The sequence below is a fragment of the Pseudomonas sp. Z1-29 genome (genome assembly GCF_051131995.1).
GTDB lineage: Bacteria > Pseudomonadota > Gammaproteobacteria > Pseudomonadales > Pseudomonadaceae > Aquipseudomonas.
Map to the genome: position 1 here is coordinate 5,959,473 of NZ_CP071645.1, position 24,339 is coordinate 5,983,811.

21 protein-coding genes are annotated in these 24,339 nt (G+C 61.6%); 8 read left to right on the forward strand and 13 right to left on the reverse strand.

Features of this window, described 5'->3' with window-relative positions:
- Window positions 1-128: 128 nt before the first annotated feature.
- The 8 genes from J3P84_RS27035 to J3P84_RS27070 form a co-directional block, all read right to left on the reverse strand.
- Entirely contained in the window at window positions 129-1,025 is an 897-nt protein-coding gene (locus J3P84_RS27035; protein WP_434626772.1) for a peptidoglycan DD-metalloendopeptidase family protein, read from the reverse strand.
- A 247-nt stretch (window positions 1,026-1,272) separates the two neighbouring features.
- On the reverse strand, window positions 1,273-2,226 hold the full coding sequence (locus tag J3P84_RS27040; RefSeq protein ID WP_305497677.1) for a response regulator: 954 nt from the start codon (window positions 2,224-2,226) through the stop codon (window positions 1,273-1,275).
- 165 nt (window positions 2,227-2,391) lie between these two features.
- Window positions 2,392-3,153, reverse strand: coding sequence for a phosphate signaling complex protein PhoU (gene phoU, locus J3P84_RS27045; RefSeq protein WP_072397242.1), 762 nt, complete (start codon window positions 3,151-3,153; stop codon window positions 2,392-2,394).
- Window positions 3,154-3,266: 113 nt separating this feature from the next.
- The gene (gene pstB / locus J3P84_RS27050) at window positions 3,267-4,100 is read right to left on the reverse strand and encodes a phosphate ABC transporter ATP-binding protein PstB (protein ID WP_305497678.1); all 834 of its coding nucleotides are present in this window, start codon (window positions 4,098-4,100) and stop codon (window positions 3,267-3,269) included.
- 142 nt (window positions 4,101-4,242) lie between these two features.
- On the reverse strand, window positions 4,243-5,913 hold the full coding sequence (pstA, locus tag J3P84_RS27055) for a phosphate ABC transporter permease PstA (protein WP_434626775.1): 1,671 nt from the start codon (window positions 5,911-5,913) through the stop codon (window positions 4,243-4,245).
- Between the two features lie 15 nt (window positions 5,914-5,928).
- A complete protein-coding gene (locus tag J3P84_RS27060) occupies window positions 5,929-7,962 on the reverse strand; it encodes an ABC transporter permease subunit (protein WP_434631563.1) in 2,034 nt (677 codons plus the stop codon).
- A 396-nt stretch (window positions 7,963-8,358) separates the two neighbouring features.
- Window positions 8,359-9,357: a phosphate ABC transporter substrate-binding protein PstS gene (locus tag J3P84_RS27065; RefSeq protein ID WP_250963871.1), complete on the reverse strand. Its 999-nt coding sequence runs from the start codon at window positions 9,355-9,357 to the stop codon at window positions 8,359-8,361.
- 229 nt (window positions 9,358-9,586) lie between these two features.
- Window positions 9,587-10,885 (reverse strand): MFS transporter, encoded by a 1,299-nt coding sequence (locus tag J3P84_RS27070; RefSeq protein WP_434626777.1) that lies wholly within the window; start codon window positions 10,883-10,885, stop codon window positions 9,587-9,589.
- A gap of 375 nt (window positions 10,886-11,260) precedes the next feature.
- Here J3P84_RS27070 and J3P84_RS27075 point away from each other — a divergent pair, with 375 nt between their 5' ends.
- Window positions 11,261-11,665 (forward strand): acyl-CoA thioesterase, encoded by a 405-nt coding sequence (locus J3P84_RS27075; RefSeq protein WP_003177184.1) that lies wholly within the window; start codon window positions 11,261-11,263, stop codon window positions 11,663-11,665.
- A gap of 57 nt (window positions 11,666-11,722) precedes the next feature.
- Complete coding sequence (locus J3P84_RS27080) at window positions 11,723-12,622, forward strand: D-hexose-6-phosphate mutarotase (RefSeq protein ID WP_434626779.1); 900 nt, start codon at window positions 11,723-11,725, stop codon at window positions 12,620-12,622.
- Between the two features lie 126 nt (window positions 12,623-12,748).
- Here the strand turns inward: J3P84_RS27080 and J3P84_RS27085 are convergent, their stop codons facing one another.
- The 4 genes from J3P84_RS27085 to purE all read right to left on the reverse strand — a co-directional run bounded on the left by J3P84_RS27085 (window position 12,749) and on the right by purE (window position 15,308).
- Window positions 12,749-13,285 carry a DUF3299 domain-containing protein gene (locus tag J3P84_RS27085; RefSeq protein WP_305497682.1) on the reverse strand — a complete coding sequence of 179 codons (537 nt, stop codon included), beginning with the start codon at window positions 13,283-13,285 and terminating at the stop codon, window positions 12,749-12,751.
- An 85-nt stretch (window positions 13,286-13,370) separates the two neighbouring features.
- Window positions 13,371-13,616 carry a GlsB/YeaQ/YmgE family stress response membrane protein gene (locus J3P84_RS27090; RefSeq protein ID WP_256229514.1) on the reverse strand — a complete coding sequence of 82 codons (246 nt, stop codon included), beginning with the start codon at window positions 13,614-13,616 and terminating at the stop codon, window positions 13,371-13,373.
- 102 nt (window positions 13,617-13,718) lie between these two features.
- Window positions 13,719-14,804, reverse strand: a complete 1,086-nt coding sequence (locus tag J3P84_RS27095; RefSeq protein WP_434626781.1) for a 5-(carboxyamino)imidazole ribonucleotide synthase — start codon at window positions 14,802-14,804, stop codon at window positions 13,719-13,721.
- A gap of 12 nt (window positions 14,805-14,816) precedes the next feature.
- Window positions 14,817-15,308 (reverse strand): 5-(carboxyamino)imidazole ribonucleotide mutase, encoded by a 492-nt coding sequence (purE, locus tag J3P84_RS27100; RefSeq protein WP_003196369.1) that lies wholly within the window; start codon window positions 15,306-15,308, stop codon window positions 14,817-14,819.
- Window positions 15,309-15,660: 352 nt separating this feature from the next.
- Between purE and J3P84_RS27105 the strand changes: the two genes are divergently transcribed.
- A complete protein-coding gene (locus J3P84_RS27105) occupies window positions 15,661-16,230 on the forward strand; it encodes a reprolysin-like metallopeptidase (RefSeq protein WP_434626783.1) in 570 nt (189 codons plus the stop codon).
- A 45-nt stretch (window positions 16,231-16,275) separates the two neighbouring features.
- On the opposite strand, the gene J3P84_RS27110 is transcribed toward J3P84_RS27105, so the two are convergent.
- Entirely contained in the window at window positions 16,276-17,187 is a 912-nt protein-coding gene (locus J3P84_RS27110) for a LysR substrate-binding domain-containing protein (protein ID WP_434602400.1), read from the reverse strand.
- Window positions 17,188-17,369: 182 nt separating this feature from the next.
- Here J3P84_RS27110 and aspA point away from each other — a divergent pair, with 182 nt between their 5' ends.
- The 5 genes from aspA (at window position 17,370) to J3P84_RS27135 (ending at window position 24,337) form a co-directional block, all read left to right on the forward strand.
- Entirely contained in the window at window positions 17,370-18,794 is a 1,425-nt protein-coding gene (aspA, locus tag J3P84_RS27115; RefSeq protein ID WP_434626785.1) for an aspartate ammonia-lyase, read from the forward strand.
- A gap of 486 nt (window positions 18,795-19,280) precedes the next feature.
- A complete protein-coding gene (locus J3P84_RS27120) occupies window positions 19,281-20,732 on the forward strand; it encodes an alanine/glycine:cation symporter family protein (RefSeq protein ID WP_434626787.1) in 1,452 nt (483 codons plus the stop codon).
- Window positions 20,733-20,864: 132 nt separating this feature from the next.
- Window positions 20,865-21,869 (forward strand): asparaginase, encoded by a 1,005-nt coding sequence (locus J3P84_RS27125; protein WP_434626789.1) that lies wholly within the window; start codon window positions 20,865-20,867, stop codon window positions 21,867-21,869.
- A 118-nt stretch (window positions 21,870-21,987) separates the two neighbouring features.
- Window positions 21,988-22,980 carry an AraC family transcriptional regulator gene (locus tag J3P84_RS27130; RefSeq protein ID WP_434626791.1) on the forward strand — a complete coding sequence of 331 codons (993 nt, stop codon included), beginning with the start codon at window positions 21,988-21,990 and terminating at the stop codon, window positions 22,978-22,980.
- 325 nt (window positions 22,981-23,305) lie between these two features.
- Complete coding sequence (locus tag J3P84_RS27135) at window positions 23,306-24,337, forward strand: histone deacetylase family protein (protein ID WP_434626793.1); 1,032 nt, start codon at window positions 23,306-23,308, stop codon at window positions 24,335-24,337.
- The last annotated feature ends 2 nt before the right edge of the window (window positions 24,338-24,339 follow it).

The following is a 24,339-nucleotide window of genomic DNA, read 5'->3' on the forward strand; positions in this document are numbered from 1 at the left end:
GCGAAGCGGCCCCAACACTGCCAACTCAATTCAACGGACACACCGATGTAAGGTTTTTAGGGCCGCTGCGCAGCCCAGCGGGGATAAATCCCCTCACCACAAAAGCCCCCTCCACCGCCGCTGCGGCGCTACTGCTTGCCCAACGCAAAGTTGGGCAAGTCACCCACCGGCTGGTTGAACTGATAGGGAATCGACACCAGCCCCAGCCCGGTGTTGCGCTGCACCACGAAGTGCAGGTGCGGGCCGGAGCTGTTGCCGGTATTGCCTGACAGCGCCAGCGGCGTGCCCACCACGACCCGCTGCCCCTCCTGGACGCTCACCGAGCCCTTCTGCAGGTGCAGGTAGACCCCCATGGTCCCGTCATCGTGCAGCACCCGCACAAAGTTGCCGGCAGGGTCGGTGCCGCGCCCGGTCTGCTCGTTCTCGGTCTTGACCACCACGCCGCCACGCGCCGCGATGATAGGCGTGCCTTCGGGCATCGCGATGTCCATGGCGTAGCGGTTCTTCGGGCCGTAATGGCTGTATTGGCCGTTGGCGCCCTGGCTCAACCGGAAAGGCCCGCCACGCCAGGGCAACGGATAGCGATAAGCTTGCGCCGTGCCTGCGGGGTCGCCCAGGGAGTATTCGAACCTTGGGGTATAAGCCAGTGGCCTGCCGGGCCGGGTGGCCGTCAGCAGCGCCAGGCGCAGATTGCTGCGCGCCGGCAGCACGCGGCGGATCGGCCGGCTTGGCGCTCCGCTGACATTGCGCAACCCGGCGAAGCTCAGCTCGATTTCCACCGGGGCATAAAGGTCGTTGCGCACGTACACCGCGTCCGCGCCCTTCTGCTTCCTGATGTCGAGAAACACCTGGCGCTCCAGGCGCTCGACCATGCGATCACGAAATACGAACACCTGGGAGCCTTTGCTGGGGCGGTCACTGTAGGAGACCACGCCATTGGCGTCGGTGGATTTGTAGATGGTCATGGCCAAGGCCGGGGTGGCGGCCAGGACAAGACCACAGGCGAACAGCAACGGCACGAGCATGGGCAAGAATTCTGTCGAAATGAAGGCCTGCAAAGCAGCCTAGCAGCTGGGATGGACCAGCGTAGTCGACGGATGTTTCAAAATTGGATCGGCGGTCGGGTTGAAGCTGATGGCCTTTTCGTCGGATCGCCGCCCGGAGCAGGCTCGCTCCCACACTGATCTGTGTTTGCCACAAAATTCGTGTCAGCAGCAGATCTCCTGTGGGAGCGAGCCTGCTCGCGAAAGCGGACTGAGGGGCGCCGCCAGATCAGGCGCCCGGTACGAAGTGCTTCTGCGCCGTGCCGCGGGCGATCAGGCGGGAGATGTAGTCGAGTTTCTGCGGGTCTTTGTCGACGAAGCGGAAGGTCAGTTGCAGCCATTCGCTGTCAGGGGTTTGCTCATGGGCGACGATGGCGTGCAGGTAGCCGTTCAGACGAGCGGTTTCGGCGTTGTCGCCCTGCTCCATGTCCAGCACCGAGCTCTCCAGCACTTGCGGCAGGATGTCGGTGCGCTTGACCACCAGCAGCGCTTCCTTGAGGCTCAGGGCCTTGATCACGCATTGCTGGGTGCCGCTGGACAGGCGCAACTGGCCTTGGCCGCGATTGGCAGTGGGTGCGGACGCGGCAGGTGCCTTGACGGGCGGGCTGTTGAGCAAGCCGCGTGCCGCCGGAGCGGCAGCCGCAGCGGGTGCAGGCGCGGCAGCGGGCTTGGCAAACGGGTTCGCCGCTGGCGCAGCCGCGGCAACCGGAGCGGCCTTGCCGCCGGTCAGGGCACTGAGCGAATCATTGCCGAACGCCGAATTCATCTTGGTCGGGGCGCTGTTCATCAACGTGTCGAGCTTGCCGACCTTGTTCAAGGCCTGCTTGACCTTGGTCAGCAACTGTTCGTTGGTGAAGGGTTTGCTGACGTAGCCGGAAACGCCGGCCTGGATCGCCTGGACCACGTTCTCCTTGTCGCCACGGCTGGTCACCATCACAAAAGGCATGCCCTTGAGATTGTCCTGCTGGCGGCACCAGGTCAGCAATTCCAGGCCGGACATTTCTGGCATTTCCCAGTCGCACAGCACCAGGTCGAACGCTTCACGGGCCAGCAGGGCCTGGGCTTTCTTGCCGTTCACCGCGTCTTCGATGCGGATGCCTGGGAAGTAGTTGCGCAGGCACTTCTTCACCAAGTCACGAATGAACGAAGCATCGTCCACGACCAACACACTGACCTTACTCATCCAGATACACCTCTAAAAAATCCCGGCAAGCATACCGCCTTACTGATGGCACATCGCCAAAAACCTTCAGTCACGCCGGGACTTTTCGTTCGCGGGTGCTGCTTTCGATTAAAAAAACCGCAAAAAAAAGCCCGACCAGAAGGCCGGGCGCTTTTCTTGGCAATCTTACTTATCGTCAGTTTGACCGGGAACATTAGCGGTTTCGGACGGGGTGCCCTCAACTTCTTCCTTCATCCGCTTGAGCCCCATGTGCCGGACATCGGTGCCACGCACGAGGTAGATCACCAGTTCCGAGATGTTGCGTGCATGATCGCCGATACGCTCCAACGAACGCAGCACCCAGATGATGCTCAACACCCGGGAAATCGAACGCGGGTCCTCCATCATGTAGGTCGCCAGCTCGCGCAGGGCGGTCTTGTACTCGCGGTCGATGATCTTGTCGTACTGGGCCACCGACAGCGCCAGGTCGGCGTCGAAACGGGCGAAGGCGTCCAGCGCATCGCGTACCATGTTGCGCACCTGGTCACCAATGTGGCGAACCTCGACGTAGCCGCGCGGCGCTTCACCTTCTTCGCACAACTGGATGGCGCGACGAGCGATCTTGGTGGCTTCGTCGCCGATCCGCTCAAGGTCGATCACCGACTTGGAGATGCTGATGATCAGGCGCAGGTCGGAAGCCGCAGGCTGACGACGGGCCAGGATGCGCAGGCATTCTTCGTCGATGTTGCGTTCCATCTGGTTGATCTGGTCATCAATCTCGCGCACTTGCTGGGCCAGGCCGGAGTCGGCCTCGATCAGCGCGGTCACCGCGTCGTTGACCTGCTTTTCCACCAGCCCGCCCATGGCCAGCAGGTGGCTGCGCACCTCTTCCAGCTCGGCGTTGAACTGCGCGGAAATGTGGTGGGTGAGGCCTTCCTTCGAAATCATGGTTTTGCTCCGCAAAAGCTGTGAGCTGCAAGCTTCAAGCTGCAAGCTGATATGTGTCGTTACTCAAACCGCCTTTACTTGCCGCTTGTAGCTTGAAGCTTGCGGCTCTACGGCTAGCCGTAGCGACCCGTGATGTAGTCCTCGGTCTGCTTCATGGCCGGATTGGTAAACAGGGTATCGGTGTCGCCGAATTCCACCAGCTTGCCCATGTACATGAACGCGGTGTAGTCGGACACCCGCGCCGCCTGCTGCATGTTGTGGGTCACGATGACGATGGTGAACTTGGACTTGAGTTCGTAGATCAGTTCCTCGACTTTCAGCGTCGAGATCGGGTCGAGTGCCGAGCAAGGTTCGTCGAGCAGCAGCACTTCCGGCTCCACGGCGATGGTGCGGGCGATCACCAGACGCTGCTGCTGCCCACCGGACAGGCCCAGCGCCGATTCGTGCAGGCGGTCCTTGACCTCATCCCACAGCGCCGCGCCCTTGAGTGCCCACTCCACGGCTTCGTCGAGTACGCGCTTCTTGTTGATGCCCTGGATCCGCAGGCCGTAGACGACGTTCTCGTAGATGGTCTTGGGGAACGGGTTGGGCTTCTGGAACACCATGCCCACGCGACGACGCAGTTCGGCAACGTCTTCGCCCTTGCGGTAGATGTTGTTGCCGTAGAGGTTGATTTCGCCTTCGACGCGGCAGCCGTCCACCAGATCGTTCATGCGGTTGAAGGTGCGCAGCAAGGTCGACTTGCCGCAGCCAGACGGACCGATGAACGCGGTGACGCGCTGTTTCGGGATGTTCAGGCTGACATCGTACAGCGCCTGTTTCTGACCGTAGAACAGGTTCAGGCCGGGCACTTCGATGGCGACGGTTTCCTGAGCCAGGTTCAGGCTCTGCTTGTCGCGGCCCAGGGCCGACATGTTGATGCCGTGTGTAGGTGCTTCGTGTTGCATGGGAGGCTCCCTGTGCTAACAAATTCGGTTCGGAACGCCTGTGTGGCGGCCCCATGAAATTCCAATGTGGGAGCGAGCCTGCTCGCGAAGGGGGCCTTGAGGCCGCCAAAAGCTTCGCGAGCAGGCTCGCTCCCACAGACCCTCAACTATCCAGTGCCTTGTATTTTTCACGCAGGTGGTTACGGATCCACACCGCCGACAGGTTCAGGGTCGCGATCACCAGCACCAGCAGCAACGCCGTGGCGTAGACCAATGGCCGGGCTGCTTCGACGTTCGGGCTCTGGAAGCCGACGTCATAGATATGGAAGCCCAAGTGCATGATTTTCTGGTCCAGGTGCAGGTACGGGTAGTTGCCATCCAGCGGCAGCGACGGCGCCAGTTTCACCACGCCCACCAGCATCAGCGGCGCTACCTCGCCGGCGGCACGGGCCACGGCGAGGATCATGCCGGTCATCATCGCCGGGCTCGCCATCGGCAGGACGATTTTCCACAGTGTTTCGGCCTTGGTTGCACCGAGTGCCAGGGAACCTTCACGCACGGTCCGCGGAATCCGCGCCAGGCCTTCCTCGGTGGCCACGATCACCACCGGTACGGCCAGCAGCGCCAGCGTCAAGGAAGCCCAGAGCAGGCCCGGCGTGCCGAAGGTCGGTGCCGGCAAAGCCTCGGGGAAGAATAGCCGGTCAACCGAGCCGCCCAGCACATAGACGAAAAAACCCAGCCCGAACACGCCGTAGACGATGGCCGGAACGCCTGCGAGGTTGTTCACCGCGATGCGGATCAGGCGGGTCATCGGCCCCTGGCGCGCGTATTCACGCAGGTAGACCGCTGCCAGCACGCCGAACGGCGTGACGATCATCGCCATGATCAGGGTCATCATCACGGTGCCGAAAATAGCCGGGAAGATCCCACCTTCAGTGTTGGCTTCACGCGGATCGTCGCTGAGGAACTCCCAGACCTTGCTGAAGTAGAAACCCATCTTGGTGAACGTGCCCATGCCGTTTGGCTGGTAGGCGTGCACCACTTTGCCGATCTCGATTTCCACTTCCTTGCCGTTGGCATCGCGGGCCGTCAGGCTGTCGCGGTTGAACTGCGCATGCAGGTCGGTCAGGCGGGCTTCGATGTCCTTGTAGCGGGCGTTCAGTTCGGCGCGTTCGCTTTCCAGGTCAGCCTGGGCGGCGGCGTCGAGCTTGCCGTCCAGCTCCAGCTTGCGACCGTGCAGGCGGATGCGCTCGAGGCCGGCGTTGATCGCGCCGATGTCGACTTTTTCCAGGGTCTTGAGTTCGTCGGCCAACTGGTTGACCCGCTCGATACGCGCTTGCAGCTGCGGCCAGGCGGCTTCGCCCTCGGCGATGACCTTGCCTTGTTCCTTGACGTTGACCAGGTAACCGTAGAAGTTGCCCCACTCACGTCGCTCCAGAGCCATCAGCTCCGGCGGGGTCGTCTGGTTGCTCAGCCAGTCGCCGACGATCCAGGTGAAATCGGTGCCGTTGAGATCCCGGTTACCGACCTTGACCAGTTCGCGGGTCATGAACTCCGGGCCTTCGTCCGGCACCGGCAGGCCAGCGCTTTTCAGGCGCTCGCGAGGCACTTCTTCTTTCTGTACGACTTCGCCGACCACCAGGTGCGCCGGCATGCCCGGTACGTTATAGGTGGCGTGGATCAGGTCGGCCGGCCAGAAGTGGCCCAGGCCGCGCACGGCAATCACCGCCAACAGGCCAATGGTCATGATGACCGCGATGGACACCGCGCCACCGCTGATCCAGACGCCCGGGGCGCCGCTCTTGAACCATCCTTTCAGGGAGTTCTGTTTCACAGACTTCTACCTTTCTTAAAGCGACGAATATTTCTTGCGCAGACGCTGACGGATCAGCTCGGCGAGGGTGTTCATGACGAAGGTGAACAACAGCAGCACCAAGGCCGACAGGAACAGCACGCGGTAATGGCTGCCGCCGACTTCCGACTCGGGCATCTCCACCGCGACGTTGGCCGCCAGGGTGCGCAGGCCTTCGAACAGGTTCATTTCCATTACCGGGGTGTTGCCGGTTGCCATCAGCACGATCATCGTCTCGCCCACCGCCCGGCCCATACCGATCATCAGCGCCGAGAAGATGCCCGGGCTGGCGGTGAGGATGACCACGCGGGTCATGGTCTGCCATGGGGTAGCGCCCAGGGCCAGCGAGCCGAGGGTCAGGCCGCGAGGCACACTGAACACGGCGTCTTCGGCAATGGAGTAAATGTTCGGGATGACCGCGAAGCCCATCGCCAGGCCGACCACCAGGGCGTTGCGCTGGTCGTAGGTGATGCCCAGGTCATGGGAGATCCACATGCGCATGTCGCCGCCGAAGAACCAGGCTTCCATGTACGGGCTCATGTATAGCGAGAGCCAGCCGACGAATAGGATCACCGGGATCAGCAAGGCGCTTTCCCAGCCGTCCGGCACTCGCAGGCGAATGGATTCCGGCAGGCGGCTGAAAGCGAAACCGGCGACCAGGATACCGATCGGCAGCAACATCAGCAGGCTGAAGATGCCCGGCAGATGCCCTTCGACGTACGGCGCCAGGAACAGACCGGCGAAGAAACCGAGGATCACCGTCGGCATCGCTTCCATCAGCTCGATCACCGGCTTGACCTTGCGGCGCATGCCCGGCGCCATGAAGTAGGCGGTGTAGATCGCTGCGGCAACCGCCAGCGGCGCGGCCAGAAGCATCGCGTAGAACGCCGCTTTCAGGGTGCCGAAGGTCAGCGGCGACAGGCTCAGCTTGGGTTCGAAGTCGGTGTTGGCGGCAGTCGATTGCCAGACGTACTTGGGCTCATCGTAGTTTTCGTACCAGACCTTGCTCCACAAGGCGCTCCACGAGACTTCCGGGTGTGGGTTTTCCAGGACCAGCGGTTGCAGCTTGCCGCCCTGCTCCACGATCAGGCGGTTGGCCCGTGGCGACATGCCGAACAGGCCTTGGCCATCGACTACCTGATCAACCAGCAAGGTGCGGTGGGCAGTACTGTGGAACACGCCGAGCTTGCCGGCGGCGTCGAGCGCAACGAAGCCCTTGCGACGCTCTTCGGCGCTGATCTCGACGATGGGTGCGCTGCCCATCTGGAAGGTACGAATCTGTTTGAAACGCAGCTCGCCGTCCGGATCGCGAGCCATGAACCACTGGGCCAGGCCGCCCTTGGAATCACCGATGATCAGCGATATGCCACCGACCAACTGGGCAACGGCGGTGACCTGGGCGTCAGCGTTCTCGAGCAGCTTGTAGCGACCGTTGAGGCTCTTGTCCCGCAGGCTGAACACATCGGCCTGGGCGCGCCCGTTGACCACATACAGCCACTGCTGGCGCGGGTCGACGAAAATGTTTTTTACCGGCTCGGTCATCTGCGGCAGATCGATACGCGTCTGCTCGCTGGTGATTTCACCGGTCATCATGTTTTCTTCGCTGGTGAGCGACAACACATAGAGCTGCGCGCCGCTGGAGCCAGCCAGCAGCAACGTCGAATCGGTCGCGTTGAGGCTGACATGCTCCAGGGCCGCGCCCTGCTCGTTCAACGCGATCGGCGCTTCACCGTAAGGGTATTCGATGGCCGGAGAGATGGTTTTCTTGCCGTCGGGGTAGCTGACTTTATAAGTGTGGCGGAACACCAGGGCCTGGCCATTGGACAAGCCGATCGCCACCAGCGGGCTGCCGGGCTGATCTTCACCGATGGACGTCACAGTGGCGCCGGCCGGGATCGGCAGGTCGACACGCCGCAGTTCGGCACCGCTGTCGAGGTTGTAGAACAGCGCCACGCCCTTGTCGGAAACCCGCATCGCCACCTGGTTCTGTTCTTCGATGGCGATCATCAGCGGCTTGCCGGCGTCTTGCATCCAGGCAGGGGTAATCGAGTCCTTGGCGGTCAGGTCCGCGCCCTGGAACAGCGGCAGTACCACGTAGGCCAGGAAGAAAAAAATCAAAGTAATGGCGGCGAGGACGGCGAGGCCGCCAACCAGCACGTACCAACGGGTGAGGCGATCCTTGAGCGCGCGGATGCGGCGCTTGCGTTGCAGCTCAGGCGTATTGAAGTCAATGCGCTTGGGAGGGGAAGTCGTAGTCATTGTGGAGTTGGCCAGATCATTCATGCGCACACCCTAGCGATCCTGTATGACAGAAAGATGACAGTGAAGTGACGCAACAAATCCGCCGCCGGTGGGAACCGGCAGCGGATGGAAATTTGGTCTGTGGCAGCGAGCAAGCTCGCTCCCACAGGGGCCTGGGCTCAGGCGTTACTGCTTGGCGACGTTGCCGCCTTCCTGCAGACCCAGGTCAGCCAGTGCCTTGGCGGCGACTTTGGCTGGAACCGGGATGTAGCCGTCCTTGACCACGACTTCCTGGCCTTGCTTGGACAGGATCAGCTTGACGAACTCGGCTTCCAGCGGGGCCAGAGGCTTGTTCGGTGCCTTGTTGACGTAGACGTAGAGGAAACGCGACAGCGGATACTTGCCGTTCAGGGCGTTTTCTTCGGTGTCCTCGACGAACTCGCCGCCTTCCTTCTTGGCCAGGGCAACGGTTTTCACGCTGGCGGTCTTGTAGCCGATACCCGAGTAGCCGATGCCGTTAAGCGAGCTGCTGATCGACTGCACAACCGAAGCCGAACCTGGTTGTTCGTTGACGTTTGGCTTGTAGTCGCCTTTGCACAGGGCTTCTTCCTTGAAGTAGCCGTAGGTGCCGGACACCGAGTTGCGGCCAAACAGCTGGACTGGCTTGTTGGCCAGGTCGCCGGTCACGCCCAGGTCGCCCCAGGTCTTGACGTCAGCCTTGGCGCCGCACAGGCGAGTCGAGGAGAAGATCGCATCGACCTGAGCCATGGTCAGGTGCTTGATCGGGTTGTCCTTGTGCACGAATACCGCCAGGGCATCCACGGCAACCGGAATAGCGGTCGGCTTGTAGCCGTACTTGGTTTCGAAGGCTTGCAGCTCGTTGTCCTTCATCTTGCGGCTCATCGGGCCCAGGTTGGCGGTGCCTTCGGTGAGTGCGGGCGGCGCGGTGGAAGAACCGGCGGCCTGGATCTGGATGTTGACGTTCGGGTATTCCTTCTTGTAGTTCTCGGCCCACAAGGTCATCAGGTTAGCCAGGGTATCGGAGCCGACGCTGGACAGGTTGCCCGACACACCAGTGGTCTTGGTGTAGCTCGGGATCGCAGGGTCAACAGCGGCAACCGCGTTGGCAGTCGCGACGCCAGCAGCGACAAACGTCATTGCCGCCATCAAACGCTTCAGTTTCATGCCTTACTCCTAGCAGATAGGGTGTGTTAAGTCGGCCAAGTATCGATAAGCCGTATGAACACTCTATGGCTGAAATATGACAATTGGATGAAAGGCCAGCATTGGGTTTCGCAGGATGATTCATGGTGCCCTTTTCGCGAGCAGGCTCGCTCCCACCAGGGAATGCGAACCCATGTGGGAGCGAGCCTGCTCGCGAAAGGGCCAATACAGGCGGGAAAAAAAGCGCCGGTTATCGGCCCTTCTTCCAGAGATACCCACCAATCAACATCCCGATCCCGCAGATGATCGCCACGTAGTACGCCGGCCCCATCGGGCTCTCTTTCAACAGCAGGGTCACGATCATCGGGGTCAGCCCGCCGAAGATCGCGTAGGCCAGGTTGTAAGAGAACGACAGTCCGCTGAAGCGCACCACGGCCGGGAAGGCATTGACCATGACGTAGGGCACCGCGCCGATGGTACCCACCAGCAAGCCGCTCAAGGCGTAGAGCGGGAACAACCACTCGGGGTGCTCGAACAGGCTGTGGTAGAAGGTCCAGAAGGTGATCAGCAGCAAGCCACTACCAAAGACGAACACCCGGCCGGCGCCGAAGCGGTCAGCCAGTACACCCGCGCCGATACAGCCGAAACTGAGGAATACGATCGCCAGGCTATTGGCCTGCAACGCGGTGGTCGGGCTGAAGTGGTACACGGTCTGTAGCACGGTTGGGGTCATCAGGATCACCACGATAACGCCCGCCGACAACAGCCAGGTCAGCAGCATCGAAATGGCGATGGCGCCGCGATGATCACGCAGCACCGCGCGCAACGGCACTTCTTCGGCCAGGGCCTTGCGCAATTGCAGCTCGGCGAATACCGGGGTTTCGTGGAGCCAGCGGCGCAGGTACACCGAAAACAGGCCGAACACGCCGCCCAGCAGGAACGGGATCCGCCAGGCGTAATCCGCTACTTCCACCGGCGTATAAATGCTGTTGATGGCCGTGGCGACCAGCGAACCCAGCAAAATCCCCGCCGTCAGGCCGCAGGTCAGCGTGCCGCAGGCATAGCCGATGTGGCGCGCCGGCACGTGTTCGGAAACGAATACCCAGGCGCCTGGCACTTCGCCGCCAATCGCGGCGCCTTGAATTACCCGCATCAGCAGCAACAGAATCGGCGCCCACATGCCGATCTGCGCGTAAGTAGGCAGCAGACCCATGATCAGGGTCGGCACGGCCATCATGAAGATGCTCAGGGTGAACATCTTCTTGCGTCCCAGCAGGTCGCCGAAGTGGGCCATGATGATCCCGCCCAGCGGCCGGGCCAGGTAACCGGCAGCAAAGATGCCGAACGTCTGCATCAGGCGCAGCCACTCGGGCATCTCGGCGGGGAAGAACAATTTGCCGACCACGGTGGCAAAGAACACGAAAATGATGAAATCGTAGAATTCCAGCGCACCGCCCAAGGCAGAAAGCGACAGGGTCTTGTAGTCGTTACGGGTCAGCGGACGGGCGGGTTGTGCGGGTGTCGCCGTGCTCGAAGGCGCAGTGGTCATGGCAAGGGCTTCTCTTATAGTCGATTCTGCGGCCCCGACAACGCTGAATGGGCGCCCGGGCAGGTTCGGCACGATAGCAAATTGTTCGAAAAAGCACATAGAGGCGCGTAATTGACAGTCGAAATCAGAACCGAGTGGTCGTCTCGACGACTATCGCCCGATATACTCGCAACCTTGCAACACTCTGTAAGGGGTTGCTGTGCGAAAACGTCGTTGGTGGCGCAATACGAGATCAGCCGGTTTCGCAGAGTTTCCCTTTGGCACGCCTTGACGAAAAACGTGACGAACGCGGCATGTTCGGGCTGAATCGTTTTTTTAAGGACGGCTACTCACCTGAAGTACAAGACAGCGTTACGGGTCAGAGGCACCCCCGGCATGATAGAGCTCGAACAAGAAGATCCAATCCCGCAGGGCGATCTGGCCCTGCAAATCACCGCGCTTCCCCGAGAGACCAACGGCTTCGGGGATATTTTCGGCGGTTGGCTGGTGTCCCAGATGGACCTGGCCGGCACCGCGATGGCCAGCAAGGTTGCCGGCGGCCGCGTGGCTACCGTGGCGATCGATCGCATGGCGTTCCTGGTGCCGGTGGCAGTGGGTGCGCAATTGTCGTTCTACACCCAGGCCCTGGAAATCGGCCGGAGCTCGATCCAGATGATGGTCGAGGTCTGGAGTGACGACCCATTGTCCAGCGAATGGCGCAAGGTCACCGAAGCGGTGTTCGTGTTCGTCGCCATCGATGGCAGTGGTCGTACCCGCTCGGTTCCACCTCGGGCGCGTTAAACACGGCGGCCGTTTTGCGGTCCATTGCAGTCCATGTTCCTGAACGAGATTTGCAGCATGCCAACGCCTAACGTCGAAGCCGTCAAATTGGATGAACTGAACGGTTGGCGCATCCGCCACGGTCAGGCCGAGTTGCTCGTGGCCCAGCAAGGCGCGCACGTTCTCAGCTATCAGGTGGACGGCCAGCCGCCGCTGATCTGGCTCAACGACCAGGCGACGTTCAAGACCGGCAAGAGCATCCGTGCCGGCGTACCGGTGTGCTGGCCGTGGTTCGGCAACCTGACGCGCAACCCCGACAGCGTCCAGGCCATGCGCGTCAGCAACGAACCGGCCACCGCTCACGGCCTGGTACGGGCAATGGATTGGGAACTCAAGGGCATCGAAGCCGAGGGTGAAAGCCTGAAGATCGAATTCGTGCTGCCCTATCCCGAAAACGGTTTGTCCGGCTGGCCCCATCAGGTCGACCTGACCTTGACCATGGTCATGGACGAGCAACTGCATATCCATCTGACCAGCCATAACCGTGGCAGCGAAACCGTCAGCCTGAGCCAGGCGCTGCACAGCTATTTCGCGGTCAGCGACGTGCGCAACGTGCATGTCGACGGAGTGGATGGCTTGCGCTACGTCGAGACCCTGGATGACTGGAACGTCCATACCCAGGCCGGCGAGCTGCATTTTGCCGGCGAAACCGACCGGATCTATCTCGATACGCCGCCGACGCTGAGCATCGTCGACGCGCATTGGCAGCGACGCATCGAATTGACCGCTACCGGTTCACGTTCGGCGGTGATCTGGAACCCCTGGACCGAACGCGCCAAGGCCTTCAGCGACATGGCCGATGATGGCTGGCAACGCATGCTCTGCATCGAGACGGCCAATGTGATGGATGATGTGGTGACGTTGTTGCCAGATGCCAGCCATACGCTGGGCGTGAGCATTCGCAGCAAACCGCTCTAAACACACTGAACAAATCCCCTGTGGGAGCGAGCCTGCTCGCGAAGGCGGCGTGTCAGTGAATACATATCTTGACTGACACACTGCCTTCGCGAGCAGGCTCGCTCCCACAATGGGTTGATGCCAAACCTACAAATCCGCCTCCTGCACCACCCGCACCTTCTGCGCCTCCATCGCATACGCCGCGCTCGCCAGGTCGTTGTCGACCTTTTCGATCTTCAGCGTGCCGGTGACCCACAGCGGCGTGTAGATATCATCCAGCTTCAGGCCTTTGGGATAACGCACCAGCACCAATTGATTGGGCGGCGGTGGCGGGACATGGATGCAGGCCCCCGGGTAAGGCACCAGGAAAAACAGCGTGCTGCGGCCCTTGGCGTCGGTTTCCAGCGGCACCGGGTATCCGCCGATGCGGATGTGCTTGTCGTTCATTGATGCCACGGTCTTGGTCGAATACATCACCGCCGGCAAGCCTTTGCTCTGCTTCAGGCCACCCTTTTCGGTGAAGGTGCCGTTGGCTTCGGGGGAGTTGTGATCGATCTCGGGCATGGCCTCGAGGGCCTTCTGGTCCGACTTGGGCATCAGTTCGAGCCAGTCGGTTTCGGGCAGCTCGGCGGCGTGGGCCAGGCCAGTGCCCAGCAGAAGGAAGGTCAGCAGTAGACGGCGCATGAAAGGGCTCGGCATAAGGGAAAATACGACGCCGGGCATTCTAGCCCTCCGCGCGCGCCACGCGCAGAGGACTTTCGCGCTTTGATCAGTTCCTTTTGATCAGGCCGTAGATCACCAGCAGCACCACCGCGCCCACCAGGGCACCGAGGAAACCAGCGCCTTCGCCTGCCTGATAGATGCCCAGGGCCTGGCCGCCGTAAGTGGCTGCCAGCGAACCGCCGATACCCAGCAGGATGGTCATGATCCAGCCCATGCTGTCATCGCCAGGCTTCAGGAAACGCGCGAGCAGGCCAACGATCAGGCCGATAAAAATGGTTCCGATGATTCCCATGGTATTCCCCTCTGATTAAGTAGCTATGCCAAAGCCTAGTCAGACTTTGGCACCTTGCCATGAGAGAAGACGGCCGACGAATGGTTCCACCGATGTTTCAGATTATTGCTCGGCGATCAGCGTCTCGACCTTGATGATCTGCTGGGCCAGCGTGGCCCGGTCGGCGCAACGCAGGTTGGCGTGACCAACCTTGCGCCCGACCTTGAACGCCTTGCCGTAGTGATGCAGGTGGCAGTCGGCGATCGCCAGGACCTTCTCGGTGTCCGGCACCTTGCCGATGAAGTTCAGCATCGCGCTTTCGCCGACCTTGGCCGTCGACCCCAGCGGCAGCCCGGCGACCGCCCGCAGGTGGTTTTCGAACTGGCTGCACTCGGCGCCTTCGGTGGTCCAGTGCCCGGAGTTGTGCACGCGCGGGGCGATTTCATTGGCCTTGAGGCCGCCATCCACTTCAAAGAACTCGAACGCCATGACGCCGACATAATCGAGCTGCTTGAGTACCCGGCTGGAGTAGTCTTCAGCCAGGGCTTGCAGCGGGTGGTCGGTGCTGGCGACGGACAGCTTGAGGATGCCGTCCTTATGGGTGTTGTGCACCAGCGGGTAGAAACGGATTTCACCGTCACGGGCACGCACGGCGATCAGCGAGACTTCGCCAGTGAAAGGCACGAAACCTTCCAGCAGGCAGCCGACACTGCCCAGCTCGGCGAATGTGCCGGGGACGTCTTCCGGGTTGCGCAGGACCTTCTGGCCCTTGCCGTCGTAACCCAGGGTGCGGGTCTTGAGCACGGCCGGCAGGCCGATGGACGCAACGGCGGCTTCCAGGTCGGCCTGGGACTGAATGTCGGCGAAGGCCGGGGTCGGAATGCCCAGGTCCTTGAACATGTTCTTTTCGAACCATCGATCGCGGGCGATGCGCAAGGCTTCGGCGCTCGGGAAAACCGGGACGAACTGGGACAGGAAGGCAACGGTCTCGGCCGGGACGCTTTCGAATTCGAAGGTCACCAGGTCGACTTCATCGGCCAGCTGGCGCAGGTGATCCTGATCGCCGTAATCGGCACGCAGGTGTTCACCCAGTGCCGCGGCACAGGCGTCCGGCGCCGGATCCAGGAAAGCGAAGTTCATCCCCAGCGGCGTACCCGCCAGGGCCAACATGCGACCCAACTGGCCGCCACCGATTACACCGATCTTCATTCGTCAACAACCTCAGGCAATGCGTGGGTCTGGATTGTCCAGGACGCTGTCTGTCTGCTCAGCGCGGAATTTTTTCAGCACGGTATGAAACTGCGGATGCTTGGCGCCCAGGATACTCGCCGACAACAGGGCTGCGTTGATCGCGCCGGCCTTGCCGATGGCCAGGGTGGCAACCGGGATGCCGGCGGGCATCTGCACGATCGACAGCAACGAATCGACGCCCGAGAGCATCGATGACTGTACCGGCACGCCCAGTACCGGCAAGTGCGTCTTGGCCGCGCACATGCCTGGCAGGTGAGCCGCGCCGCCAGCGCCGGCGATGATCACTTCGATGCCACGCGCCTCGGCTTCTTCGGCGTACTGGAACAGCAGGTCCGGGGTGCGGTGGGCGGACACCACTTTCACCTCGTAGGGGATGCCGAGCTTTTCCAGCATATCGGCGGTGTGGCTAAGGGTGGACCAATCGGACTTGGAGCCCATGATCACGCCAACCAGTGCACTCATCGTCGTGCCTCTTCTCTCTGGGCGCCCTGGGGCGCGTCAAAAAACAACAAGCCACGCAGGAAACCGGCGTGGCTTGTTGTACGAATTATGGCCGGGTGGACCGACCGAAGGCCGGGCAGTATACCGTAATGAAGCAGATAAACAGCCCCTGTCGCGACCATCTGTCATGCGTTGCGCAAACCGCGGCTTTCCTGACTATCGAGTCAGTGCGCCGGGCTCATTTACGGGGAAATATCTTGAGGTGCAGCAGCGGTTTATCCAGTTCAAAAAGCAGCCTATAAGAATCCGGCACGGTGCGCTCTTGTAACCAAGGGGCACTTTCTGGAGCACTCATTGAACAGGACGTTCAAACATGCCAAAACCTATCGTGATCCTAGTTATCCAACACGACGATCTAAAAGACTACAGTGTGAGCCAATTCTATCCCGATTATTTTTCCTGGTTTAACACCGAGCTGGAAAGAGTTGCACATCGTAAAGTCCAGATCACAATCTGTTCCGTGGGTACTTACCCCTCGCTCTCGGGATTCAATTACAAGCATGCAGACGAAGTAAAAACCATCCGGGAATGGCGGCGACTGGTGGAGGAACTGCACATCAAGACGGTGCAGAACCGCGGCCTTGAGCCGTCCCTCACCAAGATCCTGTTGCTGACTCGGGACAATCTCAACAGCAAAGTTGCCGGTATCGCGGACGTCAAGGGCTACGCGGCCATTGCTTCAATTACTAAATTCCGGACACCGGCCCATGAAATAGGCCATATGCTGGGCGCGACCCATGATGACGGTGCAATCGAATATGATGGCTGGTGGCATAATTCGATCATGTTCGGCGACGACTTCCAGGATTTTCGTGGCAATACTTACCGCTTTACCGAAAAGAACCGGGCAAACATCCGTAGCTACGTAGACTCCTTCGACTGACCCGCCCATCCGGCGTGAAAGCCCAGACGACGGTTTTCACGCTTTTCAAGCCGCAGGGCTGGCCGCCCCACCCTCAAGCTTGCGCCACAACAACCGCACATTGGCCTTGCGCACCAGGGCGCAGCGGTACAGGCGGATTTCCAGCGGCACGTGCCATTGCGCCCCGCCGCAGATCACCAGCTCGCCCCGGGCCAGTTCGTTGCGCACACTCAGGTGCGGCACCCAGGCGATGCCCAGGCCTTCCAAGGCCATGCTTTTCAGGCTGTCGGCCATGGCCGTCTCGTAGACCGTGGTGAAACGCAGGGCGCGCTGACGCAACAACTGGTTCACCGAACGGCCCAGAAAAGCGCCGGCGCTATAGGCCAGCAGGGGCACGCTGGTCTCGCCCTCCAGGTCGAACAACGGCTTGCGGTCGGCATCGGCCGCGCAGACGGGGAGCATTTCGGTCTGGCCCAGGTGCAACGATGGGAAGATCTCCGGGTCCATCTGCATCGCCGAATCCGGGTCGTAGAAGGCCAGCATCAAGTCGCAGCCCCCTTCACGCAGGGCATGCACGGCATCGCCGACATTGGTCGCCACCAGCCGTGTGGCGATGTTCATGCCTTCGTTGCGCAGCTGGGCGATCCAGCGCGGAAAGAAACCCAACGCCAGGGAGTGCGCCGCCGCTACCTGGATAACTTCGCCCTGCCCGCCCTCCAGGTGGTGCAAGTGCCGCAGCACTTCGCCCAACTGCTCGACCACCGTGCGCGCCGTTACCAGGAACAACTGTCCCGCCGCAGTCAGTTCGATCGGCGTGCGGGAGCGGTTGACCAGGGTCAGCCCCAGCGCCGCCTCCAGGCTGCGGATCCGCCGGCTGAACGCTGGTTGCGTCACAAAGCGGCGCTCGGCCGCCTGGGAAAAACTGCGCGTCGCGGCCAAGGCACTGAAGTCCTCTAGCCATTTGCTTTCAAGATTCATCTCCGTCCTCCCGTAGGACGCACCAAAACAGGTCACACGTTCGCCGCATCATCGGCGTCACACGCGCATTATGCCGAATGTGCATAGGCCAGTGCTTAACAGCATTGGCCCTAAATTTTCTGAAAGCCTAGGATTCACAGCGTTCCGGCTCAGACCGGGTCCTTATTGAGATGATTGACATCATGTCCTCCGCTGCATCATTCCGCACAGAAAAAGACCTGCTTGGCGTACTCGAAGTACCGGCGCAAGCGTATTACGGCATCCAGACCCTGCGAGCGATCAACAACTTTCGTCTCTCCGGCGTCCCGATCTCGCATTACCCGAAACTGGTGGTCGGTCTGGCAATGGTCAAGCAAGCCGCCGCTGACGCCAACCGTGAGTTGGGCCAGCTCAGCGAAGCCAAGCACGCCGCCATCAGCGAAGCCTGTGCACGATTGATCCGCGGCGATTTCCACGACGAATTCGTGGTGGACATGATCCAGGGCGGCGCCGGCACGTCGACCAACATGAATGCCAACGAAGTCATCGCCAACATCGCGCTGGAGGCCATGGGTCACCAGAAGGGCGAATACCAGTATCTGCATCCGAACAACGACGTGAACATGGCGCAGTCGACCAACGACGCCTACCCGACTGCGATCCGCCTGGGTCTGCTGCTGGGCCACGACGCGTTGCTGGCCAGCCTCGACAGCCTGATCCAGGCGTTCGCCGCCAAGGGCGAGGAATTCAGCCACGTACTGAAAATGGGCCGTACCCAACTGCAAGACGCCGTGCCGATGACGCTGGGCCAGGAATTCCGCGCTTTCGCCACCACCTTGAGCGAAGACCTGGCGCGCCTGAAAACCCTGGCACCTGAATTGCTCACCGAAGTGAACCTGGGCGGCACCGCCATCGGTACCGGCATCAACGCCGACCCGCGTTACCAGGCCCTGGCCGTACAACGCCTGGCGACCATCAGCGGCCAACCGCTGGTTCCGGCCGCCGACCTGATCGAAGCGACCTCCGACATGGGCGCCTTCGTGCTGTTCTCCGGCATGCTCAAGCGCACCGCGGTCAAGCTGTCGAAGATCTGCAACGACTTGCGCCTGCTGTCCAGCGGCCCACGCACCGGCATCAACGAAATCAACCTGCCGGCCCGCCAGCCAGGCAGTTCGATCATGCCTGGCAAGGTCAACCCGGTGATACCTGAAGCGGTGAACCAGGTCGCGTTCCAGATCATCGGCAACGACCTGGCGCTGACCATGGCGGCCGAAGGCGGCCAACTGCAACTGAACGTGATGGAGCCGCTGATCGCCTTCAAGATCTTCGACTCGATCCGCCTGCTGCAACGGGCCATGGACATGCTGCGCGAGCACTGCATCGTCGGCATCACCGCCAACGAAGCGCGCTGCCGCGAACTGGTCGAGCACTCGATCGGCCTGGTTACCGCCCTGAACCCGTACATCGGCTATGAAAACGCCACCCGCATCGCCCGCATTGCCCTGGAAAGCGGCCGCGGCGTGCTGGAACTGGTGCGCGAGGAAGGCTTGCTCGACGACGCCATGCTCGACGACATCCTGCGCCCGGAAAACATGATTGCCCCGCGTCTGGTCCCACTGAAGGCTTGATCGACGCGACCACTGCTCACCAGGTCGAGGGACTAGACACCTCTCACCTTTTGAGGGCTTGGGGACTCGTTCCCCAGGCCCTTTTTTTTAACCGACAACTGAAAGCGGGAGCAAATTTGTAGGAGCAAGCCTACTCGCGATAAACAGCGACGCGCTGCCGTTGTACCCCGCGTCGCCAGCTATCCAGAGCCGGCTCACTTCCACAAGAACCTGACCGATAGGCCAGGAGATACAAGGGTCCGTTTCGTCGCACGCACCACAACTGTGCAGACGGGCGCCGCACTGATAGGTATAGTGCCGCCCCTCTTCGCATGAGTGGTCGTCGGTAGCGAGACCTCACAACATGCGAAAACCGAACTAATAACAAACCCGCGAAGTGGACCGGGACGAACATCGCCTCAACTGTCGTGCCGCGCGCCGGCCGATGTAACACGATGTTTCCAAATGGCCAGCATTTGCTTAAACAAAAAACAGCGAGGAATACTCATGCTCGAAGTCATCAACGACTTCCTCTCAGGGAAAGTGCTGATCGTGCTCATTGTCGGGCTCGGTGGCTACTTCACGATCCGCTCGCGTTTCGTCCAGTTCCGTCATTTCTTTCATATGTTCTCGGTGTTCCGGGACAGCCTGAAAAGCAGCACTGACCAGCTCAGCTCCTTCCAGGCCCTGATGCTCAGCCTTGCAGGCCGTGTCGGCGCGGGCAACATCGCCGGTGTCGGCATCGCCGTGACCCTCGGCGGGCCTGGTGCAGTGTTCTGGATGTGGGTGACCGCGCTGGTCGGCATGTCCAGCAGCTTCTTCGAGTGCTCCCTCGGCCAGCTCTACAAGCGCTGCGATTCCGAAGGCCAGTTCCGTGGTGGTCCGTCCTACTACATCCAGCACGGCCTGCAGAAACGCTGGCTGGGCATGATCATGGCGTTCCTGCTGCTGATCACCTTCGGCTTCGCCTTCAACGGCCTGCAAGCCCACGCCGTCACTCACTCCCTGAATAACGCCTTCGGCCTCGATACCACCTACACCGGCCTCGGCCTGGCGGTGCTGCTGGGCCTGGTATTCATCGGCGGGATCAAGCGAATCGCCAAGGTTGCTGACCTGCTGGTACCGGTCAAGACCCTGGCCTACATCGCCGTGACGCTCTACGTGATCGTGCTGCAATTCGAACATGTACCAGGCATGCTGGCGACGATCGTCAGGAGCGCCTTCGGTCTGGACCAGGCCTTTGGCGGCCTGATCGGCAGCGCCATCGTCATGGGCGTCAAGCGTGGCGTGTTCGCCAACGAAGCCGGCCTGGGCAGTGCGCCTAACGTGGCCGCCGTGGCGTCGGTGGAGCACCCGGTCGCCCAAGGCGTGGTCCAGGCGTTCAGCGTTTTCCTCGACACGTTCGTGATCTGCACCTGCACCGCGCTGCTGATCCTGCTGTCGGGTTTCTACACCCCAGGCTTCGAAGGCGACGGCATTGCCCTGACCCAGAACTCCCTGGCGGCCGTGGTCGGCGACTGGGGCCGGATATTCATCTCAGTGGCCCTGTCGTTGTTCGTGTTCACCTCGATCCTCTACAACTATTACCTGGGCGAAAACAACCTGCGCTTCATGCTAGGTGAAAACCGCAAGGCGCTGATGGCCTATCGCGCCTTGGTCCTGGGACTGATTTTCTGGGGCGCCATCGAGAACCTCGGCACCGTGTTCGCGTTCGCCGATATCACCATGACGCTGCTGGCGTTCGTGAACCTGATCGCGCTGTTCCTGCTGTTCAAGGTCGGCATGCGCATCCTGCGCGACTATGACGACCAGCGTTCGGCTGGTATCAAGGTTCCGGTCTTCGATTCCAGCAAATTTCCCGACCTGGACCTGGACCGCAAGGCCTGGCCAGCGAACCCGTCGACCCCCGCCGCTGAATCCGGCAACGCCCCCGCGAGCCTGGCCGCAGCGCAACGCTGATCGGCAGGTTGTTTGAAATAAACCGGGCGCATCCCCTGCGCCCGGCGTGACACAACACAAGGTCGGCGTCATGCTCGGCCTTATGTTGCAGCAGCGAGTGAAGCTGCTGTTTTCGTCCTCGGAGAACACCCCATGAATGCCTCGACCTATCCCGCCGCCCAGCACGTCATGGTGCTCTACACCGGCGGCACCATCGGTATGCAGGCCAGCGCCAACGGCCTGGCGCCGGCATCCGGTTTCGAAGCGCGGATGCGCGACTACCTGCACAGCCAGCCCGAACTGGTTATCCCGCAATGGCGTTTCCGGGAGATGTCGCCGCTGATCGACAGCGCCAACATGACCCCGGCCTACTGGCAGCAACTGCGCGAAGCGGTGGTCGACGCCGTCGACGTACAGGGCTGTGACAGTGTGCTGATCCTGCACGGTACCGACACACTGGCCTACAGCGCCGCCGCCATGAGTTTCCAGTTGCTCGGCTTGCACGCGCGGGTTTGCTTCACCGGTTCGATGCTGCCGGCCGGCGTGACCGACAGCGACGCCTGGGAAAACCTCAGCGGCGCCCTGGTCGCCCTCGGCCAGGGCCTGGCGCCGGGCGTCCACCTGTATTTCCACGGTGAACTGCTGGCGCCGACCCGCTGCGCCAAGGTGCGCAGCTTTGGTCGCCATCCGTTCAAGCGCCTGGAGCGCCAGGGCGGCGGCATCAAGGCCACTTCGCTGCCGGCGCAGTTGAATTACAACCAGCCGAAACAGTTGGCAAATGTCGTGGTGCTGCCATTGTTCCCTGGCATTGGCGCCGAGGTTATCGATGGCTTGCTGGGCAGCGGCATCCAGGGCCTGGTGCTGGAGTGCTACGGCAGCGGCACCGGTCCGAGCGACAACCCGGCCTTCCTCGCCAGCCTGGAACGGGCGCGGGACAACGGCGTGGTGGTCGTGGCGGTCACACAATGCCATGAAGGCGGCGTCGAGCTGGACATCTACGAAGCGGGCAGTCGCTTGCGCGGCGTCGGCGTGCTGTCCGGCGGCGGCATGACCCGCGAGGCCGCGTTCGGCAAGTTGCAGGCGTTGATCGGTGCGGGCTTGCCGGTGGATGAGGTTCGGCGGCTGGTTGAGCTGGATCTATGTGGCGAGCTGATCTGACACCCTGAAAAAAAACCCTTTGGGAGCGAGCTCGCTCCCACAGGTTCGCGTCGAACTCCCGATTTCAACCGGCATATAACTTGCTCCCCTTCCAGCCTCCCCCGGCTGGAAACGGACCATGCTGCATTCCCACCTCACCACGCTCAACGCGGTCTCCCTGGTGCTCAACGCGTTCAGGAACGAAGGCTTGCCCAGTGAAGCGCTATTGGCCGGCAGCGGCATCAGCATGGCGCACCTGAGCCGGGCCGACACACGCATCACCACCAACCAGGAGATGCAGGTCTGCGCCAACGCCGTGGCGCTCAAACGTGACATAGGCCTGGAATTGGGCCGCAACATGCACGTTTCGTCCTACGGCATGCTCGGCTATGCCCTGCTCACCAGCGCCACCTTAGGTGACGCTTTACGCCTGGCGCTGCGTTACCCGGCGCTATTGGGAACACTCTTTGAGCTGACACTGGAAGACGACGGCGAGCACATCTGGCTCAGCGCCAGCGACTATCGGGAAAACCCGGCCCTGGCGGTGTTCAATGCCGAGTTCTGCATGGTCTCGCTGAGGGTCATCTGCAACGACCTGCTCGGTCATGCGCTCCCCTTGCGCGCGACGCGTTTCGAACACTCGGCACCGGATTATCAGGCACGTTATGAGGCCCTGTTCGAGTGCCCTGTGCGTTTTGACAGTATCGACAACGCGTTCGCCTTCGATCGTCACTGGCTCGCGCAGCCCTTGCCACTGGCTGACCCCATCACTCATCACGCCATGGCCGAACGCTGCCGCCGCCAGAACACCGAGTTCACTGGCAGGCAGGCCTGGCTGGGACGCATCCGCCACTCGCTCGCCGCACAACTGGATGCCCCGCCAGGCCTGGAAGGCTTGGCCGAACAGATGAACTGCTCGGCGCGCACCCTGCGCCGGCATCTCAAGGACCTGGGCTGCAGCTACCAGGAATTGCTCGATGAACTGCGCTTCGAACGGGCCAAGCAGATGCTCGGTGAAGATCAATTGCCGATCTACCGGATCGCCGAAATGCTCGGTTTCAGCGAAACAGCCAGCTTCCGCCACGCATTCGTACGCTGGAGCGGCGTGGCACCGAGTCAGTTCAGACCATGAACGCTGCCCTGTGGCGAGGGAGCTTGCTCCCGCTCGGCGGCGCAGCCGTCGTAAATCGGATAACGCGGTTTATCTGTAGAAGATGCGTCAAGCGTTTTGGGCCGGCTTCGCCACCCAGCGGGAGCAAGCTCCCTCGCCACGGGACATTAGGGGAGGCCTGAATCTCGGTGTTGCCCCGAACCGGCGCATGCCCGCGCCAACAAGGGGCGATTTACGGTCAACTATTTTGGCCATTTCGATCCCCTTTTGGCCTCTCCTGCCGTTCTCCCAAACGCGGCGCGCCGCAAGACTGTGGATACCGGATCAGCCCCTGCGGAGAACAAGAATGCTGACGATTTATTCCGACGATCACCACCTGCACCATGGACGTTGCGAGTTGATGGACGGGCAGCTGATGCCCTGCTTCGAAATGCCCTCCCGCGCCGATCATGTGCTGGAGCGGGTCAAGGCTAGGGCGTTGGGGCCGGTGGAGGCGCCACGGGATTTCGGTCTGGGGCCGATCCAGCGCATCCACAGTCCGCAATACCTTGAATTCTTCGAGAGTGCCTGGGACCGCTGGAGCGAATTCAACCGCGACGGCGACCTGCTGCCCTATACCTGGCCGGCGCGCACCCTGCGTACCGTTATCCCGACGAGCCTGCACGGTCAACTCGGCTATTACAGTTTCGACGGCGGCGCCCCGATTACCGCCGGCACCTGGCAGGCCGCCTACAGCGCAGCCCAGGTCGCCCTCACCGCCCAGGCCGAAATCCAGCGCGGTGCCCGCAGTGCCTTCGCGTTGTGTCGGCCACCGGGGCACCACGCCGCCAGCGACTTGATGGGCGGTTATTGCTACCTCAACAACGCGGCGATCGCCGCCCAGGCTTTCCTTGACCAGGGCCACCGGAAGGTCGCGATCCTCGATGTCGACTACCACCATGGCAACGGCACCCAATCGATTTTCTACCAACGCAGCGATGTCCTGTTCGCCTCGATTCATGGCCATCCTGAAGCCGAATTTCCGTTCTTCCTGGGCTACGCCGACGAGCGCGGCGAAGGTGCCGGCACGGGATTCAATTTCAACTACCCGCTGCCCGCCGGTTCCGGCTGGGACAGCTGGAGCGCCGCCCTCGAACAGGCCTGCGGCGAGGTCCTGGACTATGACGCCGATGTCATCGTCGTCTCCCTGGGCGTGGACACCTTCAAGGACGACCCGATCTCTCAATTCAAGCTCGACAGCCCGGATTACCTGGCGATGGGCAAACGCATCGGGGCGCTCGGCAAACCGGCGCTGTTCGTGATGGAGGGTGGTTATGCGGTGACCGAAATCGGCATCAACGCGGTGAACGTTCTCGAAGGTTTTCAAAGCGCCCAATGAGG